At 36.9% G+C, this 22,688-nt stretch carries 23 protein-coding genes; 9 read left to right on the top strand and 14 right to left on the bottom strand.

The genetic code is table 11. The features are described from left to right. Positions 1-161: 161 nt before the first annotated feature. Positions 162-1,400, bottom strand: coding sequence for an SH3 domain-containing protein (locus CEQ21_RS21975; protein WP_185766355.1), 1,239 nt, complete (start codon positions 1,398-1,400; stop codon positions 162-164). An 887-nt stretch (positions 1,401-2,287) separates the two neighbouring features. On the opposite strand from CEQ21_RS21975, the gene CEQ21_RS21970 reads away from it, so the two are divergent. Then, on the top strand, positions 2,288-2,470 hold the full coding sequence (locus tag CEQ21_RS21970; RefSeq protein WP_185766354.1) for a hypothetical protein: 183 nt from the start codon (positions 2,288-2,290) through the stop codon (positions 2,468-2,470). 72 nt (positions 2,471-2,542) lie between these two features. Next, positions 2,543-2,881, top strand: a complete 339-nt coding sequence (locus tag CEQ21_RS21965) for a hypothetical protein (protein WP_185766353.1) — start codon at positions 2,543-2,545, stop codon at positions 2,879-2,881. 644 nt (positions 2,882-3,525) lie between these two features. On the opposite strand, the gene CEQ21_RS21960 is transcribed toward CEQ21_RS21965, so the two are convergent. From CEQ21_RS21960 to CEQ21_RS21940, 5 genes are all read right to left on the bottom strand, one after another. Then, complete coding sequence (locus CEQ21_RS21960; RefSeq protein WP_185766352.1) at positions 3,526-4,296, bottom strand: class I SAM-dependent methyltransferase; 771 nt, start codon at positions 4,294-4,296, stop codon at positions 3,526-3,528. Between the two features lie 180 nt (positions 4,297-4,476). Beyond that, the gene (locus CEQ21_RS21955; protein WP_185766351.1) at positions 4,477-4,899 is read right to left on the bottom strand and encodes a cytidine deaminase; all 423 of its coding nucleotides are present in this window, start codon (positions 4,897-4,899) and stop codon (positions 4,477-4,479) included. A 29-nt stretch (positions 4,900-4,928) separates the two neighbouring features. Further along, the gene (locus CEQ21_RS21950; RefSeq protein ID WP_235907301.1) at positions 4,929-5,216 is read right to left on the bottom strand and encodes a hypothetical protein; all 288 of its coding nucleotides are present in this window, start codon (positions 5,214-5,216) and stop codon (positions 4,929-4,931) included. A gap of 151 nt (positions 5,217-5,367) precedes the next feature. Next, positions 5,368-6,066, bottom strand: a complete 699-nt coding sequence (locus CEQ21_RS21945; protein ID WP_185766350.1) for a zf-HC2 domain-containing protein — start codon at positions 6,064-6,066, stop codon at positions 5,368-5,370. Between the two features lie 3 nt (positions 6,067-6,069). Then, a complete protein-coding gene (locus tag CEQ21_RS21940) occupies positions 6,070-6,549 on the bottom strand; it encodes an RNA polymerase sigma factor (protein WP_185766349.1) in 480 nt (159 codons plus the stop codon). 828 nt (positions 6,550-7,377) lie between these two features. Here CEQ21_RS21940 and CEQ21_RS21935 point away from each other — a divergent pair. Next, positions 7,378-7,842 (top strand): VanZ family protein, encoded by a 465-nt coding sequence (locus CEQ21_RS21935; protein WP_185766348.1) that lies wholly within the window; start codon positions 7,378-7,380, stop codon positions 7,840-7,842. 153 nt (positions 7,843-7,995) lie between these two features. Here CEQ21_RS21935 and CEQ21_RS21930 read toward each other — a convergent pair whose 3' ends face one another. Beyond that, entirely contained in the window at positions 7,996-8,754 is a 759-nt protein-coding gene (locus CEQ21_RS21930) for a hypothetical protein (RefSeq protein ID WP_185766347.1), read from the bottom strand. A gap of 221 nt (positions 8,755-8,975) precedes the next feature. Continuing rightward, a complete protein-coding gene (locus CEQ21_RS21925; RefSeq protein ID WP_185766346.1) occupies positions 8,976-9,443 on the bottom strand; it encodes a hypothetical protein in 468 nt (155 codons plus the stop codon). A gap of 249 nt (positions 9,444-9,692) precedes the next feature. Here CEQ21_RS21925 and CEQ21_RS21920 point away from each other — a divergent pair, with 249 nt between their 5' ends. Both CEQ21_RS21920 and CEQ21_RS21915 read left to right on the top strand, forming a co-directional pair. Next, complete coding sequence (locus tag CEQ21_RS21920) at positions 9,693-10,235, top strand: PadR family transcriptional regulator (RefSeq protein WP_185766345.1); 543 nt, start codon at positions 9,693-9,695, stop codon at positions 10,233-10,235. A 14-nt stretch (positions 10,236-10,249) separates the two neighbouring features. Continuing rightward, positions 10,250-10,726: a DUF4188 domain-containing protein gene (locus CEQ21_RS21915; RefSeq protein WP_185766344.1), complete on the top strand. Its 477-nt coding sequence runs from the start codon at positions 10,250-10,252 to the stop codon at positions 10,724-10,726. Positions 10,727-10,832: 106 nt separating this feature from the next. On the opposite strand, the gene CEQ21_RS21910 is transcribed toward CEQ21_RS21915, so the two are convergent. The 5 genes from CEQ21_RS21910 to CEQ21_RS21890 all read right to left on the bottom strand — a co-directional run bounded on the left by CEQ21_RS21910 (position 10,833) and on the right by CEQ21_RS21890 (position 17,301). Further along, positions 10,833-12,929 (bottom strand): bifunctional aldolase/short-chain dehydrogenase, encoded by a 2,097-nt coding sequence (locus tag CEQ21_RS21910; RefSeq protein WP_268879009.1) that lies wholly within the window; start codon positions 12,927-12,929, stop codon positions 10,833-10,835. Between the two features lie 72 nt (positions 12,930-13,001). Further along, on the bottom strand, positions 13,002-13,718 hold the full coding sequence (locus CEQ21_RS21905; RefSeq protein WP_185766342.1) for a LutC/YkgG family protein: 717 nt from the start codon (positions 13,716-13,718) through the stop codon (positions 13,002-13,004). Between the two features lies 1 nt (position 13,719). Continuing rightward, positions 13,720-15,144 (bottom strand): LutB/LldF family L-lactate oxidation iron-sulfur protein, encoded by a 1,425-nt coding sequence (locus tag CEQ21_RS21900; protein ID WP_185766341.1) that lies wholly within the window; start codon positions 15,142-15,144, stop codon positions 13,720-13,722. Continuing rightward, the gene (locus tag CEQ21_RS21895) at positions 15,125-15,868 is read right to left on the bottom strand and encodes a (Fe-S)-binding protein (RefSeq protein WP_185766340.1); all 744 of its coding nucleotides are present in this window, start codon (positions 15,866-15,868) and stop codon (positions 15,125-15,127) included. The genes CEQ21_RS21900 and CEQ21_RS21895 overlap by 20 nt, the downstream gene beginning before the upstream one ends. 383 nt (positions 15,869-16,251) lie before the next feature. Then, positions 16,252-17,301, bottom strand: a complete 1,050-nt coding sequence (locus CEQ21_RS21890) for an LLM class flavin-dependent oxidoreductase (RefSeq protein WP_185766339.1) — start codon at positions 17,299-17,301, stop codon at positions 16,252-16,254. A 274-nt stretch (positions 17,302-17,575) separates the two neighbouring features. Here CEQ21_RS21890 and CEQ21_RS21885 point away from each other — a divergent pair, with 274 nt between their 5' ends. The 3 genes from CEQ21_RS21885 to CEQ21_RS21875 all read left to right on the top strand — a co-directional run bounded on the left by CEQ21_RS21885 (position 17,576) and on the right by CEQ21_RS21875 (position 21,434). Further along, positions 17,576-18,376, top strand: a complete 801-nt coding sequence (locus CEQ21_RS21885; protein WP_185766338.1) for a MurR/RpiR family transcriptional regulator — start codon at positions 17,576-17,578, stop codon at positions 18,374-18,376. A 135-nt stretch (positions 18,377-18,511) separates the two neighbouring features. Beyond that, positions 18,512-20,077, top strand: a complete 1,566-nt coding sequence (locus tag CEQ21_RS21880; protein WP_185766337.1) for a PTS transporter subunit EIIC — start codon at positions 18,512-18,514, stop codon at positions 20,075-20,077. A gap of 1 nt (position 20,078) precedes the next feature. Continuing rightward, positions 20,079-21,434 (top strand): 6-phospho-alpha-glucosidase, encoded by a 1,356-nt coding sequence (locus tag CEQ21_RS21875; protein WP_185766336.1) that lies wholly within the window; start codon positions 20,079-20,081, stop codon positions 21,432-21,434. A gap of 52 nt (positions 21,435-21,486) precedes the next feature. Here CEQ21_RS21875 and CEQ21_RS21870 read toward each other — a convergent pair whose 3' ends face one another. Continuing rightward, on the bottom strand, positions 21,487-21,819 hold the full coding sequence (locus CEQ21_RS21870) for a DUF3889 domain-containing protein (RefSeq protein ID WP_235907300.1): 333 nt from the start codon (positions 21,817-21,819) through the stop codon (positions 21,487-21,489). A gap of 176 nt (positions 21,820-21,995) precedes the next feature. On the opposite strand from CEQ21_RS21870, the gene CEQ21_RS21865 reads away from it, so the two are divergent. After that, positions 21,996-22,565, top strand: coding sequence for a biotin transporter BioY (locus tag CEQ21_RS21865; RefSeq protein WP_185766335.1), 570 nt, complete (start codon positions 21,996-21,998; stop codon positions 22,563-22,565). Positions 22,566-22,688: the final 123 nt, after the last annotated feature.

Below are 22,688 nucleotides of genomic sequence, written 5' to 3'. Positions count from 1 at the left end.
CCAATGCAAATAAACGGCCATGTTACAAACCGATGCTGATCTATTTGAAAACAGCAGCAGAACCTATGCTATTAAAAGTTGGTGTATGTTAAACTCTTTGTTTTACTGTTATTTTGCAAATAAAAAGAGGCTGATTTTAGGCAGCCCCTCATTTTTTTTGCTTATTTGATGGCAGTAATCATCATCTGCTCACCACGCTTTGCCTTTACGGTCAATGTCAGCTTTTTGCCCTGATTGTCATATAAGCTGTTTAAGATTCCATCAGTACCTGCTTTTGCTGCATAAGTAATGCCATCCGTCGTGATAAAACGGACCGTACCGTCTGGACTAATCCCGCCGATTGTCGCTTCAACCTTTATTAAACTGTCGGAGGATGTTATTGCGGGGATATTGATTACCTGGTCAATGCGCAGTTTTGTTGCATTGACCTTCGGATTAGCCTCCTGTAAAAGAGATACAGAAATTCCGAAGCTTTTGCTGATTTTATAAAATGTGTCCCCTTTTTTTATTGTATAGGTTTTGCTGTCTGTTTTCGTCACAGCTTTGCTTGGTTCACTGCTTGGTGCAGTCTTTGTTAAATAAGCACTGCTGATATAAGCCTTTTTCCCTTTATATTCAATTTGTGCCCAGCCATTTTCTTCTGATTTAACTGATACCTTCGTTCCTTCTTTATATGAGGCTATTACAGCAGCTTTTGTGGATGGATTTGATCTTACTCTCAATGTGTCAGCTGTCACATACTTCGTAACAGACTTATTGACAGCTTCAGTTGCTTTCCCTTTTACGTCTGTCAAATAATCAGCGCTTACATATGCAAGACGTCCATCAATAAGAACGCCAGCCCAGCCGTTTTTTGTAAATGACACTTTAACGACTTCTCCCTGCTTCTTCTTCCCTATAATACTGCTGTCTGTTGTTGCTTTGGCACGAATATTAAGCACTGTCGCAGACACTTTTTTGTCTTGCACCTTTGGAAGAAGAATTTTATCTCCGTTAGATACTTTGCCGTTCACTGTTAGGATCGCTTCTGCTGTAACTCCGTGCTGTTTCGCAATTTCTGAAACTGTCTCATTCTTTTTTACTTCATATGTATATTCTTGGATGCAGGCTGATGCAGTACTTGCACCTAACGAAAATAGAATAGTAAAGATACCTGTAACCACCAGCCGTTTGGCAGGACTTTCCTGCACCAATTTCCTAACTCTAGTGACATGCTCCATAAAGCTGTCCTTTATGCTTTCAAGAACACTTCTAATATTCCAAGCATCTCTTATGTCTAAGCTGGAAATGTTTTTTTCTAATTCTCTTTTTTCCATTCTAGTAGTATAGACTTGTTTGGTCGTATGTCTCTCTGTTCTTAAGACCTTCAGCTCGCCGTCAGTTCCTACTAAGCTTGTCATACAAAATTACCCCCATAATATATATATATCAGCATCTTGTTTGCTTTGTATATTTATGATAAGTCATCTCGGTAAAAGAATATATGCGATAAACGTAGGATTCCATCCTATAACTTTTTGCCCAAAGATTTCCAGCATCCTGTCAATTATCTATAAGTATTTACAGGAAAATTAACCAAACTGAACATTTTTACCAAACTTAACCATATTAAAGTCCGGAATTTTTACAATATAATACTTTTGACTTAGTGATTTCTATATTTTTCTTTTTTATATTTATATGCTTTTTACGCTGTATTCAATCCTAAAATATAGCTATTTGCACATTTTAGGTACAATTCCTCTGAATAGTGATGCACTTTACATATGTTGTCTACTCGGGTACACATTATTACCGAGGAGTATTTATAAGACTCGAAATGTTTAAAGCTGATTAAATTTAAATTTTTAACAAATATTACTTGTGTATTTGTTATTAATCCAATACGCAAATCAGTCTTTAAATATCACAACTAATTAACCTGGATCATCATAAATGATTCTTTTAGTAGTAATTTGACAAGATATACATATGAGATCAATTTAATGCTAATCTCTAATGGAAAAATACTTTTCAATTCCTCACATTTGTTCACACCTTATTCGGGAGACAGTACTTTTTAGTACTGTCTTTTTTAGTTGTTTAGAATTTATGTTACCTAACTTTATTGGTTTTAATAGATTTAAATGCCTCAAAACCCTAGTTTTTGTTAGTGACATAAAGTACAAAGCGAGAAAATATTTTAACAGAATGTTCAATCTTCACTAAATGAAATTATGTTACGCTTGAATTGAATAAATATTAAAATATTTATTCAAAAAAAAGAGGTTGGAGAGTTGTAGATGAAATGAAGTATAATAGTATGAAAAAAATAGGAATTCTAACTTTATCGGTAGCTATGTTGACGGGGAATTTTTTACCGACTGTAGGTCATGCTCAAGTAGAACCAGTAAGTACTGAAACTGTCACTGAAAATACAATGGTTGATGAGTTGATGGACAAATCATTGGAAATAGAAAACTATATTTAGCTAAGTAGTAATGGTAATTTAACTTTAGATAGAGGCGCAAGTAGAATTCTGAATACTGCTGAAGTACAAACATTGCAAAATTCTATTAATTTATTAAATCAGGCCAAAGATAGAGGAGAAATTAGTTTTACAGCAGATCGTTCTTTTGAAATTAATCAACAAGGAAATCCAATTAAAGGTGAGAGAGGTTTAACCTGGACATCCTATTCATTTTCAATGAGTAAATCTACAGCTGATAAGCTTGTAAAAACTTTAAAAAAGTCTAGTGATAATTGGTCGTTAGCATCTATAATATTAGGAGGAATTGCAGCAGCGTCAGCTACTGCACTTATGGCATATGATACATCTAAAGCGGCTAATTTCCTTTCAGGTAAGATAAGTTCTAAAGGTAGTACGGTGAAAATACAATAGTTGCCAGTTCCTAAAATTACAGCTTCTAAAAGATAAGGGGTAATGTTCCTTTGGCTATTATTCAGATATTGGTGTTTCTGCTTGTCTTTTTAGTCATAAATCTATTATCAAAGCACCTTTGGAAAAAAAATAGTTTAAATACTTCCTATATATTTATGTTTATTATAGGAGCCATAATTTTGTTTTTTTCTGATAAGCCAAGTAATTTCCATGAGTTTTTAAGAGCTAATTTCCTTGGTTTATTACTTGTTGTAACATCTTTTTTTAGTTTATTAAGAATCCGAATTAAAGAAACAAAAGAGTAATAAAAAACAAGAGCTAAATAATAATAAGTAGGAATGATTGCTACTAAGACATTTTTTGTAAGTTCATTGAGGTGTGTTCACTTAATAAACCGGTACCTGTAGTGGGTCGCTTGAGAAATTATTTCCAACTACAGGTACCAGTTTATATTTTGTTGATATTATAATCGAACGAGGTGATGTATTATCTTAATTAGTTATAGTCTCCTCCACTAACCTGTTTAACATATAAAGCCTGTCATATTATTCGAAGCTATGCTTCCAATTAACACCTTAATACTAAGCAAAACCTTTATTAATTTGAAATAACACTATAAATACTGAGTTTTTAAAATTTAACTATCATCTTATTTTCCTACAAACATAAATCATCTCGTAACTGTCATTTGTAATAGGTGTCTCATTCCATTCACTATATAGGTGTAGAATTTCAAACCCAAAAGCGAATAAAAGTCTTTCCATCTCTTGTGGAAATACATATCTCAGGCTAATATTAGTCCTTTTTTCTTTAATAATGTCCCCCGCATTATCTTTGTATTTTCTAATAGTTGTATAGTGTTGAATTTGTTTTAGAGAGTCATATTCACTAATCGTAAACAGATCAACAATATTTAATGTTTCATTGTCCGTATATGATTTCCAATACTCCTCTGTACTTGGTTGTAGCAATTCTTCAACACTAGGAAACCGAGTGTTGAAAATGAATAAACCTTCAACCTCTAAAGACTTATTTATAGAGGTAAGTAATCCATCTTGTGACTCGTTTGTTAGGAAATGTTGAAAAGAGTTACCAACACTATATACTAAATTACTCTTTATACATAAATCTAATTGTGTACAGTCTTGTTCAATCCAACGTATTTGTAAATGAAGATTGGCAGCCTTCTTTTTAGCCTGGGTTAACATTCCCTTATGTATATCTACTCCAACAAGATTATATCCTTTTTTCGCCAAAGGAATAGTTACTCTACCAGTACCACAAGCAATATCAATTATCAGACCTTGTTGTTTAGATGCCCATTTTTGTAAAAATGGTATCTCTGGGATATATGATTCATTTTCTTTATCATATAAAGTAGGATCATCATATTCTTGCGAATTATTTATATTCATTTTCTCTCCTTTGTCTAATATTAAGATGTGTTTCTTATTGTGATGTTCTAAGATTTGAAATTTTCTTTATATTAATTAGCCGTTATAGCTCCTTTAAAAAAATATATTTTCAGGACGCAACCCCATTTTAATTAATAATCATTTTGTTTAATTCGGAATACGAAACACTTCAACAACCCTTTAATTACGTGAATATTTAAGGGGAATGAGTTCACTAATCATAATTTTTACTAACTCGCCATTTAATTCTAATAATACAAAACAATCAGGTGCGTAATCTGCAATTAACTCTCGACACATACCACACGGACTTACCACCTTTATCCTTCTATCTATTTCATCAGAGTAAGGATGTCTGACAGCAACAATCGTTTCGAAATTGTTTTGTCCATTTGAAATTGCACTGCCGATAGCAATTGCTTCTGCACATACCGTTACTCTCCCAATATACGCTTCAATATGTACTGCAGAAGTAATCTCACCTGATTTAGTACGGATGGAAGCTCCCACATGATGTTTATCGTCTTTGTAAAGCATTGTTATTTTCTTTGTTGCTATTTCTACTAGTGCAATGTCTTGTTTAGTTACAGGAAAAGTCTTCATATAGCCTCCTATTCCTTACGAATTCCTCATCATAGCACTTCCGATTTATCTTTCTTAAAGATACCAATTAATAACATTACAAGTCCTATAAGAAAGATAATCGGGAAAATATATAACATGATTAAAGCGGCCCAGCCGCTCTCGGAAATAATTGCATAACTTAATCCAATGGCAAAGGACAGAAACGGAGAAATTGCAAACATTAAAACAATTCCCCAGACAATGTATTTCCTTTTTTTTGTTTTTTCCATGCTATAATGCAAACCTAAAACCACTCCTAAAATCGGGACTCCATAACCTATTAAAAATGGCATCATTATCGCATTCCCCCTGCATATTAATATTAATTACTTCTATGCCTATGCAGTAGATATTCTCCATAAAATGGAATTTACCTTCTTATACTTTAAAGTTCTTAGCAGATACAAAAATGCTGGGAGGCTTTGGACGAGTGTCATTCAAATATAATTACAAACCTAAATTTTTCTTTACTTCTTCACTTGTCTTTGGTAATTCCATTCCCTTTTTCCAAATTAAAATCTTATCATATTTTGTGCCGTAATATATTGTTTTAATTTCCTGACCACGGTATTCTTCCTGGCTTTTAATATCAATAAAATCATAACCTTTTTCTAACCCATATGGAGGCTGGGCATCTGCTTTCTCCTTAATAATTGGGCGTAATGGAGTCACATAAAGATTCCCTTCGCTATCGACATCATATATTATTGTGTTTAAACTATACCCATCATTTATCTCCGCATAAAAAACAATTATGCCATCATCCATTTCACTTACCTCACTAATTTCGACTACATCTGTAGACACACTGATAATTTTCCATTCGAATAAACCAAGATATCCTAAAATGATTATACTTATGAATAAAGCACCTAAAAATCCACCTTTAATAAAAGACTTTAACCGTTTTCTTCTCCATGAGGCAGATATATTCTTTAGGACATTACCATCCTGTCTATTTTCAATAGTAGTTTTTTCTGGAAGATGAATTTCATCTTGAAGTTTCTCTAATTCCATTTTACAGATTTGACACTCCTGAAGATGGTCTTCTACCATTTTTTTGCTAGCATCACTACATACATTGTCGTAATACAACGGCAGTATATCGTTAATTATGTCACAAGATACTTTCCTACCTTCGCTCATTTCCTACTCCTCCTTTAACAAGTCCTGAATCTTGCGTTTAGCTCGGTGAAAGGTGACTCTCGCCCAACTTTCCGTTTTCTCAAAAATCTCACTTATTTCTTTAAAAGAAAGCTCTCCAAATACTCTTAATGTAAAAACTTCTTTATAAGGTTCTTCTAAGTGATGCAAAACCTTATGCAAGCGAATATTATCTTCTTTTCTTAATATCATTTCTTCCATACTCTTCTGGCTTACTTCTTCAGGTATTACATTTGTGTCAAACCGTTTTTGCTTGTCGTGATACGTAAAATATGTATTTTTAGCGATTTGACAAAGCCAAACACTAAGTTTGCAATTTCCTTTAAATGTATCTATGTTTTTTAAAGCCTTGAAAAAAGTTTCTTGTGTAATTTCTTCTGCAATCGTTTCGTTACGACTTAGCAATAATACAAACGAATAAACTTCTCGAAAATATAAATGGTAAATACGCTCAAACTCTGTCACTTTCTACCTCCTTTCATAAGTAAGACTAGAAAAGCTGTGTTTCGTTACAAAATTGCAAAGTAAAAAACGGCATGTAAATTAGCCTTCCTTTAATGAGCAATCACGTCATATTCAGCATAAATCGCCAATTTTTTGGCACAAGAAAAGGATTCCTTAATTATTATGGAATCCCTTTTCGGATCAATTAAACACAACATCTGTTAAAAAGATTATTGTACACTAAATAATTAAAGCTACTACTTGGAATAGATTAGCCATCTTTCTAAAACGTGAGGTTTTTATAATCCATAATTCTTGCAGTCTCCAATACTATAATACGATAACCTTAATCAAGAGTAGTAAGTGCAGCAATTGTCATTATGATTAGTACAAATGAAACTGTGAGACAAACGGTATTATAAGTTGTATTTTCTTCATACTTTATCTTCTTTAACAATGACACCAGCGTTAAAATAAAAACAATGCAATAAATAGGTAATAAATAGAAGCTAATACAGCAAAACCTTCAATCATAATATTTACCTTTTTCCGATGCTAAGTTAAATAGCGACATATTGATGATAACTTTTTTTCTCCGGTTGAAATGGTATCTTTATTCTTTACTTTATGGATAGAGAATTATTAGTAGCTAAAATGTTAAACACTTATTAGCATACCACCAAATTTGATATTTTTCGCACAGGAAATTTGTTGACGTTTCGTCAACAATCTATTATGTTATTATTTAACAGAGGAGGTGATTTATGTGCTTGACCCTAAACTTCCATTTCTTTTGTTCTTTATAATTTTCGCGATTTACTTTAAAAAAATTTCAAAAGAAATACCTTTATGAAAAATATTGTTCAATTCACGTTTGCTATTTATGTAGCATGTGTTATCTCAATAACAATTTTTCCAATTCCTTATGATAAAACCACAATTAATTATGAAGCCCAAGAAAATTATTTACATAATAATATGATTCCATTTACATTCTTATCGAACTTTAGTGCTTATCAATCTTTTGGTAATTTACTATTATTATTACCATTAGGATTATATGTTCCTTTATTAAGCAAAAGGATGAAATCAATAAAAAGAGTTTTCTTAGTTGGTATTTTATCATCCTTAGGCATTGAACTTACTCAATTTGTCATCTCTATGTTGGCTGGATACACGTATCGTCAAGCTGATATAGATGATGTAATCCTAAATACTTTAGGTGCAGTAGTTGGTTGTGTTGCTTTTCATTTTCTTGTCAATTGGTGTAAAGGACAATTTGATTTAGAGATTTTTAATGTACTGAAAAAATAGAGAGTAACAAGTGATTTATTATCAGGAGTTTTAAAAAGAAAATTACATGTCTTTTTTCAAAGGTATTTGCTAAAAAAAATATTACTCATTTTGTCCCACCTATTTACTTATCTAAAATTATTCAATCCTTTTTAGAACTGTTCACTAATAATATTATTCGAGATTATAATTATTCTGTAAATATTTATCTACTTCTTTCCAAACTGCTACAACATATGGTGGCTCCATGTTTGATGCAATCCTTACATCTTCAGCAACTAATCTAATTCGTTTAGTAGGGTCATCTCTTTTCCCTTTAGGGAGAATTGCTATCTTACGGAACATTTCGTCTCCGTCAATAGATGGTTCTTTCAGTAACTTTAAAGTATTGATTTCATCTCTTGAAGGAATTTCTATACCTTTCCAATCACATAATTCTAATAAAGGATATCTGTCACCAGTCCATTGTTCAATAATCCCAATAACTTTAAAGATAATATATTCCCCTGAAAGCAACTGATAACTAATGGCATCCCTTGCTTTTAATGTAGTATCTATTATAAATCTCTTTGGTACTTTTTTTGTTTGAGGTTGAGGAGAATTTAATTGTTCTCTAAATTTATTAAGAACAGCTACCCGCTGCTTTCTTATTTTAGTATCTTCTTCCCAATGTTGAAGATCCGCTCCACTATCTATGATTTGAAGTGCGATAGCTTTAACATCTGCTTGAAGTCTACCTAATTTCCACTGTATTAAAGCAAACGATAGCCAAAATGCCGTAATTTCTTCATCATCTAACTCTTTAAGGAATTCTTCAATGACAATTTTACTAGCTATTACATCTGAATAATTATCGCCTAATAAGTCTCTGTATCTAAATTTTATATCATCTGCTAAATCATTTGATAAAATTGCGGTTCCCCAAACCCCCATACTTACACTCCTTATTTCAAAAGAAAACTTTTATGTCTTTTACAAAAATATCATGTCAAATTCCTTCTCAATTTTCCTTCTTGTGCAATCCTGTTTTGTTAGTACCGAAATTAAAATGAGCATGAATCCTTACTGGACCGCCTACATTAATTTAATGTGCACTTCCTAACAATTAACTCAACTTCTATTCTCTGAGGAACTAGCTTATTACATCTTGTTCGCTAGGCTTTTATTTTTCTTATTTTAATATCCGAACAATGGATAAGTATTGTTGTTTGTGAGAATAAAAGAATTTCATGTTGTAATTTCCTTTTACTCAACGGTAGAATTTCATCGTAGCCCCATTCATCAAGTCCTCTTGTCCCACCGAAGGCAATTTTATTAGGAACATTACTATAAACATTTCTTTTAATATCATAATCCATTAAGAACTTACGAACATTTTTCCATTGTATTTCAAAGATCCCGCAATCCTCATCAGCATGCTCTATGACCATTTTGATTGTAGTCGGGTCTTTTGTATTTCCGTTCTCCTGGTTCAAAACAGTAAGAGAAACAACCTTTCCATCATGGAATGAGCGACATTTTAAAAAGGTCGATGTCTCTTTATTAAAACTGGGTAATAGTTTTTTCAGCTCATTTACATAGCCCGTTACATCCCAACGGTCATCATCTACAAAATACTTCATTCAATTTCTCCTCTACACATCCATTCCTTACTGAATATTATCACAAAAATTGCCTGATTGTGGAAAAAACCAAACAAACCTCTTCTCTTTTATGCAGTTCTTTTATTATAGGAGCACTTTGCTAAAGTAAAGGCATTGTCTTTTTCTCTTTATTTTTAACTTTTCTGAAAATAATCTTGCGCTTTTTGTTTGAATTTATTATTATGTATCTAAATGATATATATCTTTTAGATAGGTGTGAGAACATAATTGAAAAGTTATAACGCTACGACATATGCAATATTAGGAATATTAACTACCGATTGTAAATCTGGTTATGCGATAAAACAGTTCATTGATCAGAGCTTGAATCACTTTTGGAAAATTAGTTATGGTCAAATTTATCCAGCTCTAAAATTAATTGCCCAAGAGGAATTAGCTGAAGTTCGTACTTCTTCTGGCACTGGAAAACCAGATAGTAATGAATACTATTTAACATCGAAGGGATTAGAGGTTTTAAAGAATTGGTTGGTAAAGCCGATTGAACACTTACCAACTGAGCGAAATGAAGTTTTGCTTAAATTATTTTTTGGCCGCTATCAAGATCGGGAAAATAAGGTGTTGCTGCTACAGAATTATAAGCAAGAACTTGAAGAACGTTATCAAACCTATTTATCTATAGAACAGGCTATTATCAATCACACAGATAACGACGAGGATTCCATTTATTGGCTGTGTACATTGGATTATGGAAAAAGAACTACGAAAGCAGCGATAGACTGGTGTGAGTATACTCTTAATAAATTTTTATAGGAGGAGAATTAGTGATGACCAACCACATTTATACCGGGCGTTATACGATTGACAATACTGAGGATATTGTCGTTTTCATCATTGGAATGAGAATTAACAAGCGACTCGCAATGCATAAGTGGTTACCAGTTTTTTCAGCCATGCCTGGAATGATTAAGGAGCTTTATACTAATAAAGAGGAGCTAGGATTTTTATCGATGGAAAGTTATTTCGGCATGAAAACAACTGCGATGATTCAATATTGGCGTTCAGTCGAAGACCTGCTTGCTTATGCTCATAATGAAAAGCATTTGACTGCTTGGAAGTCTTTCAACCAAAAAGTAGGTAACAATGATGCAGTAGGAATTTATCATGAAACGTATCAAATAAGTAAAGGGAATTATGAAGCTATTTATGCAAATATGCCTCACTATGGCTTAGGAAAAGCATTGAATCATATTCCCATTACGCCAGATCGGAATTCCGCACATAAACGGCTTAATATACAATAAATTAGCTTATAATTTCTTAAATCAATAAGGTGCCCTATGACTCTGCCGCTTAACATTCAACATACAAACAAAAGAGGAGGACATGTTTATGTCCTCCTTAAACGACTTATCTAGTAAATGCTGCTGGTACTCCGCCGTCGACTGTAATCATACAGCCTGTTGTTTTCTCTGCTTTTGAGGAAGCGAAGTAACTGATTGCTTCTGCTATGTCTTTTGGATAGATGTTGACAAGCAATGTTGTGCGTTTGCGGTAATGCTCGTCTAATTGGTCTGGTTCTATGCCGTATGCTGCTGCTCTCTCTTCGCGCCATCTTGATCCCCAAATGGCTGACCCTTGCAGCACTGCATCTGGCAGGACAGAGTTAACGCGGATTCCGAATTCTCCGCCTTCTGCTGCAATACAGCGGGCAAGATGTGTTTCCATCGCTTTAACTGCACTGTATGCTGCCGCATTTTTGCCTGCATAAACAGAGTTTTTCGAGCCGATGAACACCATGCTTCCGCCAAGTGCCTGTTCCTTCATCTGCTTGAATGCTTCTCTTGCGACAAGGAAATAGCCTGTTCCAAGCACATTCATGTTTAAATTCCACTCTTGTAAGGTTGTTTCGTCAAACGGACTTGATGTCGCTAACCCTGCATTGTTGACAATGATGTCGACACCGCCAAAGGCAAGAGCTGTTTTTTTGTATGCTTCTTGAACGGCTTGTTCATTTGTAACGTCCATCTTAACTGCAAGCGCACGCTCTTCCCCATACAGTTCATTTATTTCGGCAGCAATTTTTTCAGCGCCTTCTAAATTTAAGTCTGCTAACACAACATGTGCACCTTCTGATGCTAACAGTCTGCATGTTTCGCTGCCAATTCCGCCTGCTCCACCCGTTACAAAGGCTACTTTTCTTGAAAACTCTGCTTCTTTCGGAGCAAGTGACAATTTGTACAGCTCTAATGGCCAATATTCCACATTAAAAGATTCATTTTCATTTAAAGAAACAAATTCTCCTAATGCTGTTGCGCCTTTCATTACCGCAATCGCACGGTGGTAAAGGGCTCCGCTCACTTTGGACATGGCCACATTTTTGCCTGTATTAATCATGCCGATTCCGGGAATTAAGATAACACGCGGTGCTGTTTCGAATATTTGGTCACCTTCGTTTTTATTTCGGTCAAAATAAGCAATATAGGCTTGCTTAAATGCAGCTATCCTTTTTTTTACTTCTTCTTTTAACAGCGCAATATCCTTTGTTGCTGGGTCCCATTCTACATACAGCGGAACCATCTTCGTATGCACTAAGTGATCAGGACATGCTGCTCCCACTTGTGATAAGCTTTTTGCATCGTGACTGTTCACAAACTCAAGGACATCTTCCGCTCTGTCGTAAGTCAAAAGCATCTTTTTCTCTTCACTGACAGCACCGCGAATAACTGGCATAATTGCTGATAGAACATCTTCTGCATCAGCATTGCTTAATGCCGCATATTTAGTGCCCCCGAATACTTGATTCGTTTCTATCCTCCTATTAATATAGGACTCTGCTTCATTAATAATCGCAATTGTTTTTTCATAGCTTTCCCTTGCCGTATCTCCCCAAACAACGAGACCATGCTTCTCCATCAACACTAATTCTGCATTAGGATTATTTTTTACGCCTTCTGCGATCATTTTAGATAATGTAAAGCCAGGGCGAATGTACGGTACCCACACAAAACGGTTGCCATAAATCTCTTCTGCGATTTGCTTGCCATTATCAGCGCAGCACAGGCTTATAATCGCATCAGGATGTGTATGATCGACATGTTTAAATGGCAGGAATGCATGTAATAATGTTTCAATTGATGCACGAGGGTGCTTGCTGTCAATCATGCAATGAGACAAATATTCCACCATTTCCTCATCAGGCATTTCCTCTTTTTCAATGAGTGGACGAATGTCATCCATATTCAAGCCCGTGAAGTTATGCGCTTTCATTGTTGCAAGATCTGAACCGCTCCCCTTCACCCACATCACTTCAACATCACGTCCTCTAAAATCCTTGACTGTCGTCTTCATAGAAGTGTTTCCGCCGCCCCAGTTACAGACAGCACGATCTGTGCCGATTAAATTAGAACGGTATACTAACTCATCCAAGCCGTTTGCTATTTTTGCTGCCTGTTCTTCCTGCCATAAACTTTTCACCATTTTTGTTTTCCTCCGTTTATCTTCAATTGTGTTTGTTTTATCTGGTTTTATTATAACTTATGTTTGTTTATTTTGTATATATTTTTGTTTTATTTTTATTTATTTGTCTTTTACAAGGATATATGTGGCTTTGATTGGTCCGTGGACACCGACAATAAGATTAAGCTCTATATCGGCACTATTGCTTGGTCCTGTTATGAAATCAATGCAGCTTGCAAGCTCACTTCCCTCTGAAACAAGCTTAGAAATAGCGGTTGCTGCCTGTGTCATTCGTGGCACTATCGTGCTTTGTGGTACAATCGCAATAAATGTTTTCGGAAGCAAGCTAACAGATCTGCCTTTGTTGCGATTACTAAAAAGCAGCACAGTACCAGATTCAGCCAAGGTCATATCACTGATTGTAATACCGACATCAGCCTGTTCTGCTGCTTTTATATTTTCTGCCGTTTTTGTATGATCCCAAATATAGCTGCTGACTCCAGCCGCTTCCCATTTATTGCGCACTTCCGCATTAAAGCCATACTCTAAAAAGCGGGAGTCATCATATGTAATGACTGTTTTCAACTGCTCACTTTTCAGGATTTTGGCAATTGTTTCTGCTACCTCGTTTGCTTGTACTTCTAAAAATTGCGTATGAATAACCTCACATTGTTTTTTCAAAACAGCAGCCAACTCATGTTGATTTGCGTCCTTTAAAACATTCCACTGAGGTTTATGCTTCCAAACAGGTTTTGTGGCTGCAGTCTTTCTCGTCCGCTGCAGCTTATGGGCGACATGGTCCAAAAAGGAATCGCTGTTCATGATATTACCGGCCATTTCACTGCTCCTCCTGCTGTTTTTGTTTATACCAATCTCTGAATCTTTGTTTGCTTGGTGCTGGCAAATCACGTGTATCTGTCCAAAGTTTAACAGGTCCTGGACCACTTTTAATACTGTTATCCTTTGTAATTGGCTTTAAGACTGTTGGTGCTGACTTTGTGCCTGCCTTATAAACAGTTGGATGCTTAACGGCAAATTCATACCCTTTCATTGCCAGCTTTTCAGCCATTGGTGCTTTCTTCTCATCCTCGACGATTTTCCGGCGATGCTTGATCAGCAATTCATGGAGCGGGATTTTGACAGGGCAGGCATCTGTACATGCAGCACAAAGGGAAGAGGCATACGGCAGCTCTTTATAGTCATCATATCCGCCTAGCAATGGTGTCAGCACTGCACCTATCGGACCTGGATAAATCGAACCATAGGAATGTCCGCCAATATGACGGTAAACCGGACAAACATTAATGCATGCGGCACATCTTATACAATGAAGGGCACTTTGAAACTCTGTTCCGAGAATATTGGATCTTCCATTATCGACAATTACCAAATGAAATTCCTCTGGACCATCCACATCCAACGCCTCTTTTGGACCAGTTAACCCAGTGATATAGCTTGTGAGCTTTTGCCCGACAGAACTGCGGCACAGCAGACTGACAAGGACATCGAGTTCCTCCCACGTAGGCACGATTCGTTCCATCCCCATAACCGTAATTTGTGTTTTTGGAAGTGCCGTTACTAAGCCTGCATTTCCTTCGTTTGTGACAAGACAAACTGTTCCCGCATCTGCTACCGCAAAATTGCAGCCTGTTATGCCTATATCAGCGGAAAGGAATTCCTGTCTGAGCTGTTCTCTTGCAAACAGAGCTAATTCTTCTGGCACCTCTGTTTTTTGATAGCCTTTCTTTTCTTTAAAAGTGTCGCGGATTTGTTCTTTGTTTTTATGAAGGGCAGGCACAACAATATGGGATGGTGGATCATGATCATCAAGCTGAAGAATATATTCGCCTAAGTCTGTTTCAATCACTTCACACCCTGCTGATTCAAGTGTTTCATTTAAGTTAATTTCCTCTGTCACCATGGACTTTGACTTGACGATTTTTTTGGCATGTTTTTTTTCGACAACATTTTTGATGTACTCTGTGGCTTCCTCTTTCGTTTTTGCGAAAAACACATGGCCTCCTCGTTTCGCCGTGTTTTCACTGAGCTGTTGTAAATAATAATCAAGATTATCAAGTGTATGTGTGCGAATTTCCTCACCAAGCTTTCGCCACTCTTCCCAATCACCTAACTCCTCAACAGCAGCCAGTCGCTTTCCTTGCATCCGCTCTTGTGCGGATGTAACCGCAGATCTCATAAAGTTATCTTCTAATCCATCGTGAACTCTTTCAAAAAAAGGCTGATCACCTATTTTCATCGGCATGCTTTTTCACCTCACTATTTAATACTTCTGCAATATGCATCACTTTAATTGGTTTGTTTTGTCTATCAATATAGCCGCCAATATTCATCAAGCAGCCGCAATCGGCCCCGATGAGAACATCTGCATTCGCAGCTTCAATGGAGTCGACTTTTTCTTGAACCATCTGCTCGGAAATCGGCCCCATCTTAACAGAGAACGTTCCTCCGAACCCACAGCAATTTTCACTGTTTGGCAAGCTGTTAACCTGTAATCCATCCACATGTGAAAGCAGCTTTAAAGGTGCGTCCTTCACTCCAAGCAGCCTTGTCATATGGCAGGAGCGATGATAGGTTGCACACGCCGGCAAGCTTGCCTGCACATCCTCGACCTTTAACACGTCAACAATAAACTGGGTCAGTTCATACGATTTAGCTGCAAGCTTTTCGGCCTTTTCCTGCCACTCCCTATCTTCCTTAAAAAGCTGGGGATACTCATGGAGCATCGCAACACAGGAGCCAGAAGGCGCGACCACATAATCTGATTGCTCAAATGTCTTAATCATATGCTTGGCTACCTCTTTTGTTTCTTTATGATAACCGCTGTTATAGGAAACTTGGCCACAGCATGTTTGCTGCTCTGGAAAATCAACCTCACAGCCTAATCTTTCCAATAGCTCTACAGAACTTTTGCCAACATTGGCATAAAACATATCTGCTAAACAAGTTATAAATAATGAGACTTTCATAATTACCTCCTAAAAAAACCTCTTCTTGTAAGCCTTTTCTTTATTCTTTTTCTATTATACTACCAATATTTTGTTTTTTCATCTGTTTTTATTTGTTTTTCTGTATATTTATTTGTATTTATTTTTGGATAACTTTATTTTTGTTTGTTTTCAATGATTTCCTGCGTCCTCTATTTCCCGCAGGAGTCGAGTGGCCTCCGCTCCATTCCACTAAAATTTCTAATTATTGTATTTTAAAAAACAAAAACAAAAAACCGAACCATACAATCTAATCGAAATCAGAATGTATGGTTCGGTTTTTATACTGATTCATTTACTTATGTGCCAGCCTCATTTAGAGATAAAAAAACCTGCAAACAGTTTGTTTGCAGGTTAAACATTTCTTATAGTGTTTTTTCCCAGTCTGCGACTTCGCTGCGCACGATAGGTGCTACTTCCTTACCGAGCAATTCAATTGCTTTCATCACATCTTCATGTGGCATACTGCCGACAGGTACATGCAGCATAAATCTTGTAACACCAACATGCTTGCGAAGGTGAATGATTTTGTCTGCAACAGTACGAGCATCTCCAACATAAAGTGCACCTTCAAAGCTTCTTGCTGCATCAAAGCTAGCTCTGCTATAGTGGCCCCAGCCTCTTTCTTTGCCGAGAACATTCATAGCTTGTTGTGTGGAAGGGAAGAACTTGTCTGCCGCAGTCTCAGTTGTTTCAGCTACAAACCCATGTGAATGGGATGCTACAGCAAGCTTGGCAGGGTCGTGACCAGCTTGAGCTGCTGCTCTTTTATATAGCTGTACAAGTGGGGCAAATTGGACAGGATTTCCGCCAATAATCGCTAAACAAAGCGGAAGTCCAAGAATTCCTGCTCGCACAGCTGATTCAGCGTTACCGCCGCTTCCTATCCAGATTGGAAGTGGATCTTGAACAGGGCGAGGATAAATCCCTCTGTTATTAATAGAAGGACGATGCTTTCCGCTCCATGTCACCATTTCGGAAGCCTGCAGCTTTAACAGCAAATCAAGCTTTTCGTCAAAAAGCTCATCATAATCTTGCAAATCATTGCCAAACAACGGGAAGGACTCAATAAATGAACCTCTGCCAGCCATTATTTCCGCTCTTCCGTTTGAAATACCATCAAGTGTGGCGAAATCCTGGTATACTCTGACAGGGTCTGCTGAAGACAACACGGTTACAGCGCTTGTCAGTCTGATTCTATGTGTCTGTGAAGCTGCTGCTGCAAGGATAACAGCTGGTGATGATGCAGCATAATCTTTTCTGTGATGCTCACCAACACCGAAAATGTCAAGACCTACCTTATCTGCTAACACAATCTCTTCAACAACTTCTCTTATTCTCTGAGAATGTGGAGCCGTTTTGCCTGTATTAACATCAGGTGTAGTTTCCACAAATGTACTAATTCCTATTTCCATGATAAAGCCTCCAAATTTCACTTTTAATCGCAAATTATTTTCTATCCTTTATAAACAGTATTATATCACGAATTCAACTATTTTGACTTAAAGATATTTTTATTACGGAAAAAAAATCGAACTTCCACTTGTTAGTGAGGTGATTTCATAAGAAGGTGGCATTTTGCGAACGATAATTAATGTACTACCAAGTCTTTATCTAAATAGCTCTATTTAATATGTTCCCCAATTGATAAGATAAATGTAAAAAACATAAATGAGGAATGATTAATTCGTGAAAAGCATCGATCACCTTTTTTTCGACTATGCCAATGAACGGCATTTAACAACCGCTGAGAAAGAAATCCTGTTGTTTCTTATCAGAAAAAAACTGGAGAACAAAACATTAAGTATCCGGCTTGCGGCAAATGAACTGTTTGTATCCACTACAACCATCATCCGCCTTTGCAAAAAGCTCGGATTCAGCGGCTATAGTGAATTTATTTATCATTTAAACTTAAAGGCATCGAAGCTTGTTGAGGGTGATGCTGAATACATAGAAGACATCCATCAGCCTTTGAGCGAGGCTGTCGAAACATTTAAACACCATTTTGAACAAACGTTTGATTCATTAAATGAACAAAGCATCGAGCGTTTTTTACAGGAAATAAAAGAGAATAATATGATTTATTTTTATGGCGCCGGTTTTTCGACGTTATTTGCAAACTACCTATCGAAGAAATTCGAGCTATTCGGCTATTATGTATCAAACTCTTCAACCAGTGACAGCAGAGCAATATTCTTAAATAATATTGAAAAATACAGGCTGCTTATCGTCTTTTCCCGCTCTGGAAATACGCAGAAGGTTTTGGAAAAGGTACAACTAGCAAATGACAGAGGCTTGACGACCATTCTGTTTACCGGAAACAGTAAAAGTGCGACAGCAGAGGTTGCAGACATGGTGTTCACTGTGCTTGATCCTACGATAGAATCGCAGCATGAATTTGAAGTAACGTCTTATGAATCGAATATGTTTATGCTTATCGATTTACTTTTAACTTTGGCCGTCAAAAAAGGAATCATAACAGAATACTAAATAATTTTGATGTAACATGTTACATGTTTGAAAGACAAAGTACAGATGGCGTGAATCCCCTTTCAATGGAGAGAATTCGCCATTATACTTTAACTATAAATTGTTAACGCTTTCGCACAAAAAGGAGGATCATATATGAAAAAAGTGGTTAATGGTCTCCAAGCCTTTGGAAAATCATTGTTCGCACCAATATTACTATTGCCGATCATCGGACTTTTTATCGCATTTGGCAATGTTTTCGGAAACGGAAATTTAGCTCAATACGTACCGTTTCTCGAAATACCCATCATTCAAAATACAGGAAAGTTCATTTCTGCATCTGCTGTTTCCATCCTGCAGAACCTGGCGTTAATTTTTGCTGTTGGAATTCCAATCGGCCTCGCCAAAAAGGATAAGGGCTATGCAGCTTTAACAGGGCTTGTCACCTTCGTTATCTTTATCAATGCGATGCATCAGGTGCTGGAGCTTACGGGCCGGATTGTTCCTGCTGAGGCAATGCAGCTTTCAGGACAAGCAATGGTCCTTAATGTGCAAGTCCTTGAAATGGGTGTTTTCTCTGGGATCATGCTTGGTGCCCTTGTTGGTATTTTGCATAACAAATTTTGTGATATCGAATTTAAAGGCGTTTTCGCCATCTACTCTGGTCATCGTTTTGTTGCCATTCTTGCAATCCCAAGCGCGATGATTTTAGGAGCGTTAGCGGCAGAATTTTGGCCAATTGCTCAAAATGGAATCACTGCCTTGGCAACAGGCATCAAAAATCTTGGTGTATTTGGCCTGCTAGTCTATGGCTTTTTAGAAAGAATTCTGATTCCGACAGGACTTCATCATCTTGTTTACACACCGTTTCTTTATACTGAGCTTGGCGGTGTTGCCCATATCGGCTCTGAAATCATTTACGGTGCAAGGAACATTTACTTTGCGGAAATGGCTGATCCTGCAATCAAAGTATTAAGTGATACAGTTAACTGGGATGCCCGAGGTTTGAGTAAAATGTTCGGCTTAATGGGCGCTGCCCTTGCGATGTATGTGACAGCAGACAAAAAGAAAAAGAAAATGGCAAAGGCTATTCTTTTCCCTGCCGCCTTCACTTCCTTTTTATTAGGTGTTACAGAACCTCTAGAATTTGCCTTTTTATTCACAGCACCATTACTGTTTGTTGTTCATGCGATTCTGACAGGTACTGGAATGATGCTGCTGAGCATATTCGGTGTCCATGCAATCGGCGCTAACGGCTTTATTGACTTCCTGCTGTACAATCTCCCACTTGGGACAACGAAGTCAAACTGGCCAATGTTCATTGTCGTCGGTTTACTGATGGCAGCATTGTATTTCATTATCTTCCGCTTCTTGATCTTGAAACTGAACTTAAAAACACCTGGTCGAGAAAGTGACGAAGCTGCACCACAAACCTTACAAGAAAACGCTGCACCGCAGCAAGCCATTCCGAATGCCCCTCCTGCTGAATTAGGTGCCACTATAATTGGAGCACTTGGAGGCAGTGACAATATTGAAAATGTAGACAATTGCTACACACGATTACGATTAATTTTGAAGGATCCAAATGCAGTGAATGAACAGGTATTAAAGGAAACAGGCTCAAAAGGCATTATTAAATCAGGAAACAATGTGCAAGTTGTTTATGGATTAAATGTGAAAAGTGTACGCGACCAAGTAGACCAACAATTAGGAGGAATATAACATGAAAAAATATATTTTAGCAGTTGCAGGCGGAGGCAGCACTTATACACCAGGGATTATTAGAAGCTTAATGGATAGACTGGAAGATTTGCCGCTCTCTGAAATTCGTTTCTATGATATTGATGGTGCAAGACAAGCAAAGGTTGTTGTTGCAGCAAAAGCCGTTATCGCTGAGTATACGGATTCTATTGTTGTAACAGACACGACAGATCCACAAACGGCATTTGAAGATGCAGACTTTGTCTTTGCCCAAATGAGGGTAGGAAAATATGCATTGCGCGAGCTTGATGAGAAAATCCCCCTTTCTCACAATGTTGTCGGCCAAGAAACATGCGGTCCTGGCGGATTGGCATATGGTCTTAGAACGATCGCTCCGATGATTGAACTGATTGATTATGTGGAGCAATACGCTAAGGAAACAGCTTGGATTGTCAACTATTCTAATCCAGCGTCAATTGTCGCAGAAGGTGTGCGTAAGCTCCGTCCAAAAGCAAGGGTGCTCAATATTTGTGACATGCCTGTTGCAACAATGCGTAATATAGCCGCAATTCTGGGTGTTGAAAGAGACGAACTTGTCGTTAACTATTTTGGTCTTAACCATTTTGGCTGGTTCACACGGATTGAGGTCGATGGGATTGACCGACTTGCTAATGTAAGAGAGCATGTTTATCAACACGGTTTGCTGACAGAGGATGTTTCCAAAATTGACTATCGCCATGCCGATTCTTCTTGGATCAAAACATTTAAGAACATTAAGCTGATTATGGATCATTTCCCTGAATACTTGCCAAATCCATATCTACAATATTATCTGTTCCCAGATCATATTGTAGAAACTTCCAACAAAGACTATACACGCGCAAATGAAGTAATGGATGGCAGAGAAAAAACTCTGTTTGAAACGGTTGAAAAGTTTGAAGAGACTGGTATATTAGAAGATTCCTTCGCTGTTGGTGTTCACGGAACCTTCATTGTCGATGTTACAGTATCGATTGCTCAAAATCTCGGCAAACGCTATGTAGTGATGACAGAAAATAATGGGACGATTCCAAACCTGCCTGCAGACGCAATGATTGAAGTACCTGCATTCATAACAGCAGACGGACCTAAACCAGAATTTGTCGGCGACATTCCTTACTTCTACAAAGCTATGATTGAACAGCAGCTTGCTTCTGAAAAGATTCTTGTCGAGGCGATCATTGAAGGTTCTTATGAAAAAGCGCTCCAAGCCTTTACACTGAACAAAACACTACCATCTGCCAAAGTAGCTAAAGCTGTCTTAGATGATTTAATTGCAGCAAATAAAGATTTTTGGCCAACATTGAAAAAAGAATATAAAGAAGGTTCACTTGTTTAACCTCAAATAGAAAAACTCCGCTATTATTTTAGCGGAGTTTTTTTACTGAACGTCATGGGGTGGATTCTTTCCAATCAATATTCAACAGTCTTTCTGTTCTCGTATCAAACGTAAGATTAACCATAACGCCCACTTCTTTGTCCTTTTCCTTCACTATAAGCTTGAACTTTTCAGTGGAAGTGTTTTTTTCCTCGTCCTTGCCGATATGCTTATAGTCAACAATCTCACTGTTTGGATATTTTTCCTTCGTTTTCGTCACTGCTATTTGCCCCCATTTAACATAGGATGGCAGTCCTTTATCACCACTTGGCGCAGCTGACGTGTTCATTGCAAACAAAAAGCTGAGTAAAGTGATGCTTACTATACTTAGTACTGACTTTCGCATCTTAACTCTCCTTTCTACTGCTGTTTCCTTCTATTCTTCGCAATCTATGTTTTTTTATGTAAATCATTTCAAATAAATAAGTTAACTAAAAATAAAATGTGGTTGACATATATTCCAACTCCTTATATAGTAAATTTTAGTTATAATACATATTTATAAAGGATGGATAAGTTGACATGAAAAAATGGAGAGCAATTGATATTACGATGGTAGCCTTATTTGTAGCGTTAATGACAATCGGCGCTAATGTAACAAACTTCTTAATAATTGCAGGTGTACCAATAACTCTGCAAACCTTTTTCGCCATTATGGCTGGTCTGTTGTTAGGCAAAAGGCTCGGCATGATTGCGATGATTTCCTATATGTTAATCGGACTTGCTGGCTTCCCTATTTTCTCCGGACTAAGCGGTGGTTTAAGAATCCTGATAAGCCCAACATTCGGTTTTATTCTCAGCTATATTTTACTTGCTTATACAGTAGGAGCTATTCGTGAACGAAACAGCTCCTTGCCTGCATTTATTTTTAGCAGTTATGTTGGATTGGCGATTAATTATGTAATCGGTACTAACTGGATGTATTTTTCCTATAAGCTATGGGCACAAGCGCCTGAAAGCTTCTCCTATCCAATTGTTTGGGGCTGGATGATGCTTCCATTAGTGAAGGATCTTATTTTCACAGCCTTTGCTGGTGTGCTTGCAAACAGATTAAATAACTCTTATTTCAAAAAAAGCAGCTTAAGAATATAAAGCACAACAAAAGCCATGCATAAATGCACGGCCTTTGTCGTTATTCGACATGTTATCTTTAAAAACGACTTTTTATCAAAAAACTTGTCATTTCTTGCGGTTTCCCAAGAAATAATCATTCCC

This window comes from Niallia circulans (assembly GCF_007273535.1).
Lineage (GTDB): Bacteria > Bacillota > Bacilli > Bacillales > Cytobacillaceae > Niallia > Niallia circulans_B.
This window is presented reverse-complemented; position numbering and strand designations above follow the sequence as displayed.